This is a genomic window from Streptomyces sp. NPDC021012 (assembly GCF_044333355.1).
In the GTDB taxonomy this organism is placed as follows: Bacteria; Actinomycetota; Actinomycetes; order Streptomycetales; family Streptomycetaceae; genus Streptomyces.
Genome location: NZ_JBIRQU010000001.1, coordinates 569,035 through 582,459 on the forward strand (window position 1 = coordinate 569,035; position 13,425 = coordinate 582,459).

The 13,425-nt window shown below is 72.8% G+C and carries 11 protein-coding genes; 8 read left to right on the forward strand and 3 right to left on the reverse strand.

The features are described 5' to 3' along the window. Positions 1 to 118: 118 nt before the first annotated feature. Both ACH4TP_RS02575 and ACH4TP_RS02580 read left to right on the forward strand, forming a co-directional pair. Positions 119 to 1,393, forward strand: coding sequence for an alanine racemase (locus ACH4TP_RS02575; protein WP_398435341.1), 1,275 nt, complete (start codon positions 119 to 121; stop codon positions 1,391 to 1,393). Positions 1,394 to 1,409: 16 nt separating this feature from the next. Next, positions 1,410 to 3,008 carry an amidohydrolase family protein gene (locus ACH4TP_RS02580; protein WP_398435342.1) on the forward strand — a complete coding sequence of 533 codons (1,599 nt, stop codon included), beginning with the start codon at positions 1,410 to 1,412 and terminating at the stop codon, positions 3,006 to 3,008. Here the strand turns inward: ACH4TP_RS02580 and mptB are convergent. Further along, positions 2,982 to 4,445 carry a polyprenol phosphomannose-dependent alpha 1,6 mannosyltransferase MptB gene (gene mptB / locus ACH4TP_RS02585; protein ID WP_398435344.1) on the reverse strand — a complete coding sequence of 488 codons (1,464 nt, stop codon included), beginning with the start codon at positions 4,443 to 4,445 and terminating at the stop codon, positions 2,982 to 2,984. The two genes, ACH4TP_RS02580 and mptB, sit on opposite strands and share 27 nt — an antisense overlap. Before the next feature lie 72 nt (positions 4,446 to 4,517). Next, positions 4,518 to 4,991, reverse strand: coding sequence for a hypothetical protein (locus ACH4TP_RS02590; RefSeq protein WP_398186859.1), 474 nt, complete (start codon positions 4,989 to 4,991; stop codon positions 4,518 to 4,520). Between the two features lie 125 nt (positions 4,992 to 5,116). Here ACH4TP_RS02590 and ACH4TP_RS02595 point away from each other — a divergent pair, with 125 nt between their 5' ends. The 6 genes from ACH4TP_RS02595 to ACH4TP_RS02620 all read left to right on the forward strand — a co-directional run bounded on the left by ACH4TP_RS02595 (position 5,117) and on the right by ACH4TP_RS02620 (position 11,461). Next, positions 5,117 to 6,328: a pyridoxal phosphate-dependent aminotransferase gene (locus tag ACH4TP_RS02595; protein ID WP_030693207.1), complete on the forward strand. Its 1,212-nt coding sequence runs from the start codon at positions 5,117 to 5,119 to the stop codon at positions 6,326 to 6,328. A 79-nt stretch (positions 6,329 to 6,407) separates the two neighbouring features. Beyond that, complete coding sequence (locus tag ACH4TP_RS02600; RefSeq protein ID WP_398186862.1) at positions 6,408 to 6,803, forward strand: hypothetical protein; 396 nt, start codon at positions 6,408 to 6,410, stop codon at positions 6,801 to 6,803. A 138-nt stretch (positions 6,804 to 6,941) separates the two neighbouring features. After that, positions 6,942 to 8,078: a hypothetical protein gene (locus ACH4TP_RS02605; RefSeq protein WP_389238541.1), complete on the forward strand. Its 1,137-nt coding sequence runs from the start codon at positions 6,942 to 6,944 to the stop codon at positions 8,076 to 8,078. Then, on the forward strand, positions 8,075 to 9,292 hold the full coding sequence (locus ACH4TP_RS02610) for a toxic anion resistance protein (protein WP_398435347.1): 1,218 nt from the start codon (positions 8,075 to 8,077) through the stop codon (positions 9,290 to 9,292). Before ACH4TP_RS02605 ends, ACH4TP_RS02610 begins: the two co-directional genes overlap by 4 nt. Positions 9,293 to 9,300: 8 nt before the next feature. Then, entirely contained in the window at positions 9,301 to 10,884 is a 1,584-nt protein-coding gene (locus ACH4TP_RS02615) for a substrate-binding domain-containing protein (RefSeq protein ID WP_398435348.1), read from the forward strand. After that, a complete protein-coding gene (locus ACH4TP_RS02620; RefSeq protein ID WP_398435350.1) occupies positions 10,871 to 11,461 on the forward strand; it encodes a hypothetical protein in 591 nt (196 codons plus the stop codon). The genes ACH4TP_RS02615 and ACH4TP_RS02620 overlap by 14 nt, the downstream gene beginning before the upstream one ends. 122 nt (positions 11,462 to 11,583) lie before the next feature. Here the strand turns inward: ACH4TP_RS02620 and ACH4TP_RS02625 are convergent, their stop codons facing one another. Continuing rightward, positions 11,584 to 13,401 carry a phosphoenolpyruvate carboxykinase (GTP) gene (locus tag ACH4TP_RS02625; RefSeq protein ID WP_398186874.1) on the reverse strand — a complete coding sequence of 606 codons (1,818 nt, stop codon included), beginning with the start codon at positions 13,399 to 13,401 and terminating at the stop codon, positions 11,584 to 11,586. Positions 13,402 to 13,425: the final 24 nt, after the last annotated feature.

Below are 13,425 nucleotides of genomic sequence, written 5' to 3' on the forward strand. Positions count from 1 at the left end.
GGCCCCCTCGGACTCGTACGGGTCCATTGACCCGGCCTTGGCCCGGATGTTAGACAGCCCTGAGCACTATGCGCAATGAGCGTTGCACATATCGCAACGCCCACGACGAGGAGGCCTCATGCCGCGAACGCCCGATCTGGCGAACGAGCGCGTCGACCACCGCTTCAAGGCCCTGCCCCCGGACGCCGAGGGCCTGACCGTCGGCGAGCTCTCCGCCCAGCGGCGCAGCCTCTTCACCGGCGGCTACACCACCCCGGTGCTCGCCCTCTCCGCCGAGTCGGTCGAGCACAACCTCCGCCTCCTGGAGACGTACGCCGAGCGGCACGGCCTGGCCTTCGCCCCGCACGGCAAGACCTCCATGGCCCCCCAGCTCTTCGACCGGCAGCTGGAGCACGGCGCCTGGGGCATCACCGCCGCCGTCCCGCACCAGGCCCGCGTCTACCGCGCCCACGGCATCGCCCGGATCTTCCTGGCGAACGAGGTCGTCGACCCGGTCGCGCTGCGCTGGCTCGCCGCCGAGCTGGACGCCGACCCCGACTTCCGCCTCGTCTGCTACGTCGACTCCGTGCGCGGCGTCGAGCTGATGGACGAGGCCCTGCGGGCGGCCGGCGCGGGCCGCCCCGTGGACGTCGTCGTCGAGCTGGCCGCCGGCGCGACCGGGCGGACGGGCGTACGGACCGAGGCGGAGTGCGCGGCCGTCGCCGACGCCGTCGCGGCCACCGACACCCTGCGGCTCGTCGGCGTCGCCGGCTACGAGGGCACGATGCCCGGCGCGGACGCCGACAGCGTGCGGGAGTGGCTGCACCGGCTCGTCGGGCTCGCCGCCGACTTCGACAAGGCGGGCCGCTTCGACCCCGCCATCGGCGAGATCGTCGTGAGCGCGGGCGGCAGCGAGTGGTTCGACACGGTCGCCGAGGTCTTCGCGGAGATCCCCGACTTCTCCCTCCCGGTCCTGAAGCTGCTGCGCTCCGGCGCGTACGTCTCCCACGACGACGGCCAGTACCGCGACCGCACCCCCTTCAACCGGATCCCCGAGGAGGGTGCGCTCCAGCCCGCGTTCCGGCTCTGGTCGCAGGTCGTCTCCCGGCCCACCGACGGGCAGGCCTTCACCAACGCGGGCAAGCGGGACGCCGCCCACGACCTGCACCTCCCGGAGGCGCAGGTGGTCCGCGACGCCCGCACCGGTGAGATCCGCCCCGCGGAGGGCATCACCGTCACGGGCCTCTCCGACCAGCACGCCTGGCTCGCCACCGGACCGGACGCGGACCTGGAGGTCGGCGACTGGGTGGGGATGGGCCTGTCGCACCCCTGCACGATCTTCGACAAGTGGCAGCTGATCCCCGTCGTCGAGGCGGACGGCACGGTGGTCGACCACATCCGCACGTTCTTCTGAAAGAGGGGGCAGGGGCATGGACCTCGTCTTCCGGGACGCCGAGGTCGTCGACGGCAGCGGCGGTGACTCCTACCGGGCCGACGTCGGCGTCGAGGGCGGCCGGATCGTCTCGATCGTCAAGGAGGCCGCGGCCGCCGGCTGCCAGCGCCCGACGGCCCGCCGCGTCCTGGACGCCGAGGGCCTCGTCCTCTCCCCCGGTTTCATCGACATGCACGCCCACAGCGACCTCGCGCTGCTCCGCGACCCGGACCACGGCGCGAAGGCCGCGCAGGGCGTGACCCTGGAGGTCCTGGGCCAGGACGGACTGTCGTACGCCCCCGTCGACGACCGCACGCTCGACGGGGTCCGCCGGGCGATCACCGGCTGGAACGGCGACGGTTCGGACGTCGACCTCGACTGGCGCACGGTCGGCGAGTACCTGGACCGGCTCGACCGGGCGCACGGGGGCCGGGGGATCGCGGTCAACGCCGCGTACCTCGTCCCCCAGGGCACGGTCCGCATGTACGCGATGGGCTGGGAGGACCGGCCCGCGACGGAGGCCGAGCTCGGCCGCATGCGACGCCTCGTGGCCGAGGGCCTGGAGCAGGGCGCGGTCGGCATGTCCTCCGGCCTCACCTACACCCCCGGCATGTACGCGCCGGACTCCGAGCTCACCGCGCTGTGCCGGGTCGTCGCGGAGTACGGCGGCTACTACTGCCCGCACCACCGCTCGTACGGGGCGGGGGCGCTGCGCGCGTACGAGGAGATGGTGGCCCTCACCCGGGAGGCGGGCTGCGCCCTGCACCTGGCCCACGCCACCATGAACTTCGACGTGAACGAGGGCCGGGCCCCGGAGCTCCTGGCCCTCCTCGACGCGGCCCTCGACGCGGGTGCCGACATCAGCCTCGACACGTACCCGTACACCCCGGGCAGCACGACCCTCCTCGCACTGCTCCCCAGCTGGGCGAGCGAGGGCGGCCCTGAGGCCGCCCTGTCCCGCCTCCGGGACGACACGACGGCCGAACGCGTCCGGCACCACCTGGAGGAGCTCGGCTCCGACGGCTGCCACGGGGTGCCGGTCGACTGGGCGACGATCGAGATCTCGGGCGTCACGGACCCGGGGCTGGCGGACCACGTGGGCCGTCGGCTGGACGGCTGGGCCACCGCCCGCCGCCTCCTCCTCGACGACCGCCTCGGCACGACGATCCTCCAGCACGTCGGCCACGAGGAGAACGTCCGGACGATCATGCGCCACCGAGTGCACACGGGCGGCTCGGACGGCATCCTCCAGGGCCTCAAGCCGCACCCGCGCGCGTACGGCACGTTCCCCGAGTACCTGGGCCGGTACGTGCGCGAGCTCGGCGTCCTCTCCCTGGAGGAATGCGTAGCCCACCTCACCTCCCGCCCGGCGGCCCGTCTCCGCCTCCCGGACCGGGGTCTGGTGAAGGAGGGCTACGTCGCCGACCTCGTCCTCTTCGACCCGACGACGGTCGCGTCGGGCGCGACGTACGAGAACCCCCGCACGCTCCCGGTGGGCATCCCGCACGTCCTGGTCGACGGGAAGTTCGTCGTGGAGGACGGCCGGAGGACGGACACCCTGGCGGGCCGCTCAGTCCGGAGGACGGAGGTCCACTGAGTCCCGGGCCACCGCCGGTCGCGGACCGCGCGTGCGCTGGGGCGGAACGACGTCCGCCACGGTTCCTCCGGAGACCCACGGCTCCCGCCGCACCCACACAAGCCCGACCGCCAGCACCGCCCCAGCCAGCACGAACCCGTACCAAGGCGTGTGCCCCGACGGCTGCGTCTCGTACACGAGCGCCGCCGACAGCACGGCAAGCACCTGCCCCGCCCGTCCCCGCCAGGCGACCGCCGCGACGACGACCGTCCCCCACAGCAGGTACCAGGGCTGCACCATCGGCGACAGCGCCACGAGCGCGACCAGCGAGAGCCCGAGCCCGAGGACGGGATCGAGACGGCCCCGGTAGGCCCGCCACGCGAGGGCCACAATGACCGCGAAAGCGAGAAGCAGCCCCAGCTTCTGGACGGCGCCCTTCACGGGCTCCGCCTCGCCCCCGAGGAGCAGCCCGAGACCGAGGCCGAGGTCGCTCGTCAGCGACAAGGGCGTGTGGATGGCGGCGGCCACGCTCTGCGTCCGCAGCCAGCCGAAACCGGTCCCGGCGAGGACCGAAGCCCCCGCCGCCACCGCCCCAGCGACGGCGCCGGGCAGGACGAGGCCCTTCAGCAGGCCCCGTACGCCGCCGCCTCGCGCGATCATCACCCCGATGAAGAGCAGGGCCACCGCCGCCGGTGACTTGATCATCATCGCGAGGCCGACGAGGACGCTGCCGAGCACCCACCGCCCGCGCGTGGCGAGCAGGACGCCGCCGAGCATGAGGCCGATCATGAGCCCGTCGTTGTGCATGCCGCCGACGACGTGGACGAGGAGCAGCGGGTTGAGGGCGGCGAGCCAGAGCGCGCCCCCGCCGCCGCCGGATCCCCGTACCGCCCAGACGATCAGGGCGAGCGCGCCGAGGGCGATCAGCCGTATGCCGAGGACGGCGGGCACGATCGCCCCGCCGGTCAGCTTCACGACGCCGGCGGCGAGGAGGAGGAAGGCGGGCCCGTACGGGGCGGGGGTGTGGGTCCAGTTCCCGCCGACGCTCGCCGCCGCGTCGGCCCCGAGATCCCCCGGCCCGAGAACCGACGGCCCGGCCCCGTACACGTCGTGGCCTTCGAGGACCATCGCGCCCTGGGCGATGTAGCTGTAGACGTCGGCGCTGTGCAGCGGCGGGGCGAGGAGCAGCGGCGCGGTCCAGCAGGCGAGGGTGGCGAGGACCCCGTGCCGCAGGCCGCGGGCGAGGAGGACGCCGTAGCGCCACCAGGCGGCGACGAGGAGGGTCAGGCCGAGGGTCGCGAGGACGGCGCCGGCGAGGGCGGGCGCGGAGCCGCGCGGCTCCCACAGCGGCCCGCCGCCGAGTATCGGAAGGGTGCCGGCCGCGTACCCGCCCGCGGCGACGGCGAGCGACCCGCCCGCACCCAGCCACCGGCATCCGGAAGCACTGAAGACCCACATGACGTGCCAACCTATCCCGACCGCCCGGGGTCCCCCGATTCGCTGCCGGTCCGCAGGCGCGCGCGGGCCCCGCTACCTCGGCTTCCTGCCGACTCCCCGCCCCTTGCCCGGTTTGTCCGGCCGGTCGCCGTCCGGGGTGGTGGCGGTGGCGGACGGCTGGGCGTCCGGGGCGGTGGTCGCGGCCCCGGACGGAGCAGCGGTGCCCTTGGTCGTCGCGGTGGGCGACGCGGACGGGGACGCACCGCCGGGCACGGACGTGGCGCCGCCGCCCGAGGAGCCCGGGGAGGCGGAGGAGCCGGAGGAGTCCGGGGTGCCGTCCGACGGGTCGGCCTGGATCATCGCGGGCGGCCCGTCCGCCCCGCCCTCGACGGGGGGCCGTGAGCCGCCGCTCTTGCCGAGGCCGCCCGCGAGCAGGGCGGCGGCGAGCCCGAGGACGGTGGCGCCGCCGCCTGCGAGCAGCCACACCGCTCCGCGGCCCCGGCGTGCGGGGGCGTGGCGGCGGCGGGCGCGCCGGGGTCCGGAGGCTCCGGGGTCGTGGTGGCTCATGGGCCGGATTGTAGGGAGCACGACAGCGTCGATGCGATCCGGGTCACACGCCGGCGCACCCGCCCGCTGTCCGACGTGTCCCAAAACACCCCGCGTCGCGGCCGACCTCGCCGTAAGCTCTCGTCATGCAGGTGATCCAGTCCACGAAGCTCGCCAACGTCTGTTACGAAATCCGGGGTCCGGTGCTCGAAGAGGCGATGCGGCTCGAAGCCGCGGGTCATCGCATCCTCAAGCTGAACACGGGCAATCCGGCCGCCTTCGGCTTCGAGTGTCCGCCCGCCATCCTGGAAGACGTGCTGCGCAACCTCTCCGAGGCGCACGGCTACGGTGACGCGAAGGGGCTGCTCTCGGCCCGCCGGGCGGTGATGAGCCACTACGAGACGAAGGGCATCCCGCTCTCCGTCGAGGACATCTACCTCGGCAACGGCGTCTCGGAGCTGATCCAGATGTCGATGCAGGCGCTGCTCGACGACGGCGACGAGGTGCTCGTCCCGGCCCCGGACTATCCGCTGTGGACGGCCTCGGTCTCGCTCGCGGGCGGTACGGCCGTGCACTACCGCTGCGACGAGCAGGCGGACTGGATGCCGGACCTCGCGGACATCGAGCGGAAGATCACCGACCGCACCAAGGCGATCGTGATCATCAACCCGAACAATCCGACGGGCGCCGTCTACGACGACGAGATGCTCCGCTCGCTGACGGAGATCGCCCGCCGCCACAACCTGGTCGTCTGCTCGGACGAGATCTACGACAAGATCCTCTACGACGGCACCACGCACACCCCGACCGCCGCGATCGCCCCCGATCTCCTCGTCCTGACCTTCAACGGGATGAGCAAGAACTACCGGGTGGCCGGTTTCCGCTCGGGCTGGCTCGCGGTCTGCGGTCCGAAGCACCACGCGTCCTCGTACATCGAGGGCCTCACGATCCTCGCCAACATGCGCCTGTGCGCGAACATGCCGGCGCAGCACGCGGTGGCCGCCGCGCTCCAGGGCCGGCAGTCGATCGAGGACCTGGTGCTGCCGGGCGGGCGGCTCTTGGAGCAGCGGGACACGGCGTACGAGCTGCTGACGCAGATCCCGGGCGTGACGTGCGTGAAGCCGAAGGGCGCGCTGTACCTCTTCCCGCGCCTCGACCCGAACGTGTACAAGATCAAGGACGACCGGCAGATGGTCCTGGACCTGCTGCGGGCCGAGAAGATCATGGTGGTGCACGGGACGGGCTTCAACTGGCACGAGCCCGACCACTTCCGGATCGTCACGCTGCCGGCGGCCGCGGACCTGGCGGACGCGGTGACGCGGATCGGCCGGTTCCTGGACGGGTACAGCCAGCCGTAGCCCACCACTCCGGACAACACTCAACTTTAGACCGAATCTAAGCTAGGATGGCCGCAGAGCACCTCAGGAGGCCATCCCCATGTACGAACCGATCCGCTCCAAGTCGGTCCACCGGATGGCCGACGACGCCCAGGCCACGTACCCGCACCGCTCCCGCGAGGAGGAGCTGGACATCCAGCTCGCCGGACACCTCGCCGCCCTGCTCGCCGTCACCGACGAGCTGGGCGAGACGGAAGCCGGCGAGCTCATCGCCCGGCAGGTGGCGCGGCTGCGCGGCGCACCCCCCGCACGGCACGCGGGACTGAGCGGCTCGTCCGCTCAGGAGCTGCACCGCAGGGCCCACGCCCTCGCGGGCCGCGCACTGGTCGTCGCCGCCTCCCGGGCCGACACGGCCGCCGCGATCCTCGCCGCCGGGCGCATGGACGCGCACACCGCGGCACTGGCCGGGGACACCCCCCTGGTCGCCGCCCCCTGACGGCCCCGGCCCGCGTGGCACGAACCACGCGGGCCGGGCGCCCACCAAAGCCCGAACACCCGGGATACGGCGGCCCCCGCTCCGGTTCGGTACCGGGATCGCTCCTTCACCCGCCGTACACCCAACTCCCCCTGGAATGTGGGTTTCCGCGAGCACGCTGCCCGCGTGAGACGCATCCTGGGAATCGTCCTGGCCGTCCTGCTCCTCGGCGGCGTGGCCGCCGTCCTCGTGACGGGCGGCGACAAGGACACGGGCACGGCAACGAAGACCGTGCGAGGAGTCATCGGGTCGGAGAAGGCCGAGTTCTTCGCCGATCCGCAGGTGGTGAAGGCCCTGTCCGCCAAGGGCTTCACCGTGGCCACCGAGACCTCCGGGTCCTGGGACATGGAGGAACTGCCCCTCGACGGCTACGACTTCGCCTTCCCCTCCTCCAAGGGGCCGGCGGACGAGATCCGCGCCAAGGCGCAGGCGAAGGCGAAGGACAAGGCGCTGTCGGCCCCGCTCCGGCCCTTCTACTCGCCGCTCGTCGTCGTCGCGCACAGCGCCGCCGCCCAGGTCCTCGCCGCCAACGGCCTGGCGACCCTCGGCCCGCGCGGCACGAGCGGCACCCTGAAGATGGACGCCTACCTCGCGGCGGCCCGCGCCGACCGGACCTGGCAGCAGCTCAAGGGCTCCGCCGGGCACGCCGAGCTGAGCGGCACCCTCTTCATCACCTCCACCGACCCGGTGGCCTCCAGCTCCGGCGCGCTGTACCTCGCCGCCGCGAGCTACGTCGCCGACGGCGGGCGGGTCGCGGGCGACAAGGCCGCCGTCACCCGCACGGCCCCGCTCATGCGCAAGCTCGTCGAGGTGCAGGGCGCCCAGCAGTCGAGTTCGGACGCGCCCTTCCGGGACTTCGTCAGCGGCGTCGGCAACCCGCTCGTCCTCGTGTACGAGTCGCAGGTCGCCGCCCAGCTGCTCGCCGGGCGCCCCATGGGCGACCTCGTCGTCCTCTACCCGGACACCACGGTCAACAGCGACCACACCCTCGTACCGCTCACCGAGAACGGCCGGGCGCTCGGTGAACTCCTCTCCACCGACCCCGAGTTGCGCAAGCTCGCGGTCCGCCACGGCTTCCGGCCGCAGGGCGCGGCGAGCGAGTTCACCGCCGCGACCGACGGCCACACCGCATACCTCAACCAGACGCTGACCGGAGTCCGCCAGGCGCCCGTGCCCACCAGCGAGGTGCTGCACCAGATGGCGCTGCGGGCCCGCGACCAGGGGGACACCGCATGACGACGCCGAACGATCCGAGAAGGACGATGGCCCTGACACCGCCCGAGGACGACGCCCCGCTCGTCCTCACCCCGCCCGAGCCCGTGCCCGCCGTCCGCGCCGAGCAGGCCTCCGGCCTGGTGCCGCTGGACGAGTCGGTCCGCACGGAGATGTCCCGCCGGGCCGAGGAGTACGTCGGCGCGCTGTCCGGACTCGACCCGCGCTCCCCCGAGTTCGCCGGCCGGGTCGACGAGATCACGGCGCTCGGCTCGGGCGAGATGCGCTCCGCCGCCCAGCAGTCGAACCGGATGCTGGACCGCACGGTCCGCTCCCTGAGCGAAGGCGCGGGCGGCGGCGACGCGCAGGCCCGGGTCGGCTCCTCCCTCGTCGAACTCCGGCGCACGGTCGAGGACCTGGACCCCCGCGACACCCCCGCCAAGGGCTTCAAGGGCCTCCTCTCCAAGCTGCCCGGCGGCAACAAGCTGCGCGACCACGTCGCCCGGTACGCCTCCTCGCAGGCCACCCTGAACCGGATCGTCGACGCGCTGCGCAGCGGCCGGGACGAACTGCACCGCGACAACGCCGCGTTGCGGACCGAGCGGGCCCGGCTGTGGGAGACCATGGGCAAGCTCCAGGAGTACGCGGTGCTCACCGACGCCCTCGACGCGGCCGTGGAGGAGCGCATCGCCCTCGCCCCCGACCCGGCGCGGGCGGACGCGCTCCGCGCCGACGTCCTCTTCCCGGTCCGGCAGAAGCACCAGGACCTGCTGACCCAGCTCGCCGTCTGCGCCCAGGGATACCTGGCGATGGACGTGGTCCGCCGGAACAACGACGAGCTGATCAAGGGCGTGGAGCGGGCGGCGACGACGACCGTGTCGGCGCTGCGGATCGCGGTCATGCTCGCGGCCGCCCTGGAGAACCAGCGGAAGGTCACCGAGCAGGTGAAGGCGCTGCGCTCGACGACCGAGAAGCTGATCGAGGGCAACGCCGCGATGCTCGAAGGCCAGGCGGGCGAGATCCAGCGGATCGCGGCGGACCCGGCGGTGGGCGCGGAGACGCTCCGTACCGCCTTCCAGCAGATCTACCGCACGCTCGACGCCATCGACACGTACAAGGCGCGGGCGACGGAGTCGATGGCGGCGACGGTCGAGTCCCTGACGGCCGAACTCCAGGAGGCGAGCGCCCACTTGGAGCGCAGCCACCGGACGAGCTCCCTGGAGGGCGGCCCCGCATGAGAACCCGTATGAGAACCCGCACCCTGACCCGCGCGGCCGCGGGCCTGGCCCTCGCCCTCCTCGCCACCGCCTGCTCCGGCGGCGACGGCGGCGGTGACGACAGCGGCCGTCCCGAAGCCCGGAGCACGGAGTACAGGACCGGCACCCTGAGGGTCCTCGCCTCCTCCGAGCTCGCCGACATGGCCCCCGTCCTCGACGAGGCCGCCAAGGCGACCGGGATCACCGTCCGCCCCACCTACGCCGGCACCCTGGACGCCGTCGAGCGCATCGCGTCCGGCGAGGCGGACAAGGCGTACGACGCGGTCTGGCTCTCCTCGAACGACTACCTCCGGCTCCGCCCGGACACCGCGAAGAAGATCACCGGCGAGACGCCGATCATGACCTCGCCGGTGGCCGTCGGCGTGCGGCCCGCGGCCGTCGCCCGGCTCGGCTGGGACCCGGCGAAGGTCACCTGGTCACAGCTGCACCGAGCCGTCGCCGATGGTCGACTGACGTACGGCATGACCGACCCCAAGCGCTCCAACTCCGGCTTCTCCGCGCTCGTCTCGGTCGCCTCCGGGCTCTCCGGCGCCCAGTCGGCCCTCACCAAGGAGGACGTCACCAAGGCCACCCCGAAGCTCAAGGAGTTCTTCACCGGCCAGAAGCTGACCTCGGGCTCCTCCGGCTGGCTCGCCACGGCCTACGCCCGCCGCACCGACGTCGACGCGCTCGTGAACTACGAGTCCGTGCTGCTGTCCGCGCCCGAGAAGCTGACCGTGATCCGCCCGTCCGACGGTGTCGTGACCGCCGACTACCCGCTCACCCTGCTGACCTCCGCCCGCCCCGAGGCGAAGGAGGCGGCGGGCCGGCTCACCACCTGGCTGCGCACCCCGGACGCCCAGCGGCGGATCACCGGGACGACCCTGCGCCGCCCGGTCGTCGCCGGGGTCCCCCCGGCCCCGGCGCTCGCCCGGGACCCGCGCCGCGAACTGCCGTTCCCGGGCAGCCGGGCCGTCGCCGACGGGCTGCTCGACGCGTACGACAACACCCTGCGCAGGCCCTCCCGCACGGTGTACGTGCTCGACACCTCGGGCTCCATGGGCGGCGAGCGGCTCGACCGGCTGAAGTCGGCGCTCACCGAGCTGACCGAGGACTTCCGCGACCGGGAGGAGGTGACCCTGATGCCCTTCGGCTCCTCGGTGAAGCAGGACGAGGTCCGTACGCACACGGTCGACCCGGCCTCCCCGAAGGCGGCGCTCGACGCGATCCGCGCCGACGCCGGGAAGCTCTCGGCCTCCGGCGGCACCGCCGTCTACTCCAGCCTCCAGGAGGCCTACCGCTTCCTCGGCAAGGCCCCGGGCGACGACTCCTTCACCTCGGTCGTCCTGATGACGGACGGGGAGAACACCGACGGCGACCCGGCGACCGCCTTCGACGCCTTCTACCGCTCCCTCCCGGCCGGGCAGCAGCGCACCCCGGTCTTCCCGATCCTCTTCGGGGACTCCGACCGGGGCGAGCTCGACCACATCGCGAGCCTGACCGGCGGCAAGCTCTTCGACGCCACCAAGGGCTCGCTCGACGGCGCCTTCGAGGAGATCCGTGGCTACCAGTAGCCGGCTGCTCCGGTACGCCGAGTCCCGCAAGAACCTCACCGGCAGCGCCCTCGGCCTGGTCGGCGTCGGGATCGCCCTCACCGGCGCGGCCGGCGGACTGTGGCCGCTGGTGGTCGGCGGCCTGTACGCGGCGGGGGCGCTGATCGCCCCGCCCGAGCGGCCCGGCACCCCGCGCTTCCCGGACGCGGGCGAGCAGCTCGACGCCCTGCGGGCCGACTTCGCGACCCTGCGCGCGTACCTCACCGAGGTGGAGCTGCCGCCGTCCGCCCGCGAGAAGCTCACCGGGCTCGCCACCCTCGTCGAGGCCCTGCTCGAACCGGGCTGGGTGAGCGACCCGGACCATCTGCACGTCCTGGGCCGCGCGGTGCGGCAGGACATCCCGGAGGCCGTCGACACCTTCGTACGGACCCGGTGGTGGTCGCGGTTCACACCGGGCGCCGAGCCGCCGGAGAGCCACCTCGAACGCCAACTGGCCGCGCTCCACGAGGAGGCGACGGCCATCGCGGCCGCCCTCCGGGACGCGGAGGCGATCCGCCAGGAGATCCACACGCGGTACGTGGAGGAGCGGGGAGACTGAGGACATGCGCCGGCCCCCGGAGCCTGAGGGGGCTCCGGGGGCCGGTTGCGTCGTGGTGGACCGTCGTGACCCCACTGGTCAGGGCGGTGTTTCGGGGCAGCCCACCACGAGTTCGAGGGGGACTAGCCGAGGCGCTCCACGAGCGCGTTGTACTGGTCCCACAGCTCCTTCGGCGTGTGGTCGCCGAAGGTGTTCAGGTGGTCGGGGACGAGGGCGGCCTCTTCGCGCCACACGTCACGGTCGACCGTGAGGAGGAACTCCAGGTCCTCGGCCGGCAGGTCCAGGCCGTCGGTGTCGAGGGACTCGGCGGTCGGCAGGACGCCGATCGGGGTCTCGACGCCCTCGGCCTTGCCGTCGAGGCGCTCGACGATCCACTTCAGGACGCGGCTGTTCTCGCCGAAGCCGGGCCAGACGAACTTGCCCGCGTCGTTCTTGCGGAACCAGTTCACGTAGTAGATCTTCGGGAGCTTCTCCGCGTCCGCGTTCGCTCCGACCTTGACCCAGTGGGCCATGTAGTCGCCCATGTTGTAGCCGCAGAACGGCAGCATGGCGAAGGGGTCGCGGCGCAGCTCGCCGACCTTGCCCTCGGCGGCGGCGGTCTTCTCGGAGGCGACGTTCGCGCCGAGGAAGACGCCGTGGTTCCAGTCGAAGGACTCGGTGACCAGCGGGACGGCGGAGGCGCGGCGGCCGCCGAAGAGGATCGCCGAGATCGGCACGCCCTTCGGGTCCTCCCACTCCGGCGCGATGATCGGGCACTGCCCGGCCGGGACGGTGAAGCGGGCGTTCGGGTGGGCGGCCGGGGTCTCCGAGTCCGGAGTCCAGTCGTTGCCCTTCCAGTCGATGAGGTGCTTGGGCGCCTCTTCGGTCATGCCCTCCCACCACACGTCGCCGTCGTCGGTGAGCGCGACGTTCGTGAAGACGGAGTTGCCCCACATGGTCTTCATGGCGTTGGCGTTGGTGTGCTCGCCGGTGCCGGGCGCGACGCCGAAGAAGCCGGCCTCGGGGTTGATGGCGTAGAGGCGGCCGTCCTCACCGAAGCGCATCCAGGCGATGTCGTCGCCGATGGTCTCCACGGTCCAGCCGGGGACGGTCGGCTCCAGCATGGCGAGGTTGGTCTTGCCGCAGGCCGACGGGAAGGCGGCGGCCACGTACTTGGCCTCGCCCTGCGGCGGCGTCAGCTTCAGGATGAGCATGTGCTCGGCGAGCCAGCCCTCGTCACGCGCCATGACGGAGGCGATGCGGAGCGCGTAGCACTTCTTGCCGAGCAGGGCGTTGCCGCCGTAGCCCGAGCCGTACGACCAGATCTCGCGGGTCTCGGGGAAGTGCGAGATGTACTTGGTGGAGTTGCACGGCCACGGCACGTCCTCCTGGCCCTCCTCCAGGGGGGCGCCGAGGGTGTGGACGGCCTTGACGAAGAAGCCGTCGGTGCCGAGCTCGTCGAGGACGGCCTGTCCCATGCGGGTCATGGTGCGCATGGAGACGGCGACGTACGCGGAGTCGGTGATCTCGACGCCGATGGCGGAGAGCGGGGAGCCGACCGGGCCCATGCAGAAGGGCACGACGTACATGGTGCGGCCGCGCATGGAGCCGCGGAAGATGCCCTTCTCGCCCGCGAAGATCTCCTTCATCTCCGCCGGGGCCTTCCAGTGGTTGGTCGGGCCCGCGTCCTCCTCCTTCTCGGAGCAGATGAAGGTCCGGTCCTCGACGCGCGCGACGTCGGACGGGTCGGAGGCGGCGTAGTACGAGTTCGGACGCTTGACCGGGTCGAGCTTCTTGAAGGTCCCCTTGGCGACGAGCTCCTCGCACAGGCGCTCGTACTCGGCCTCGGATCCGTCGCACCAGACGATGTTGTCCGGCTGGGTGATCTCGGCGATCTCGTTCACCCAGGAGACGAGCTCCTGGTGCTGGGTGGGAAGGGGAGCCGCGTTGTCGCGCGCCACGATTGCTCCTTGTTGAGGGGTGTA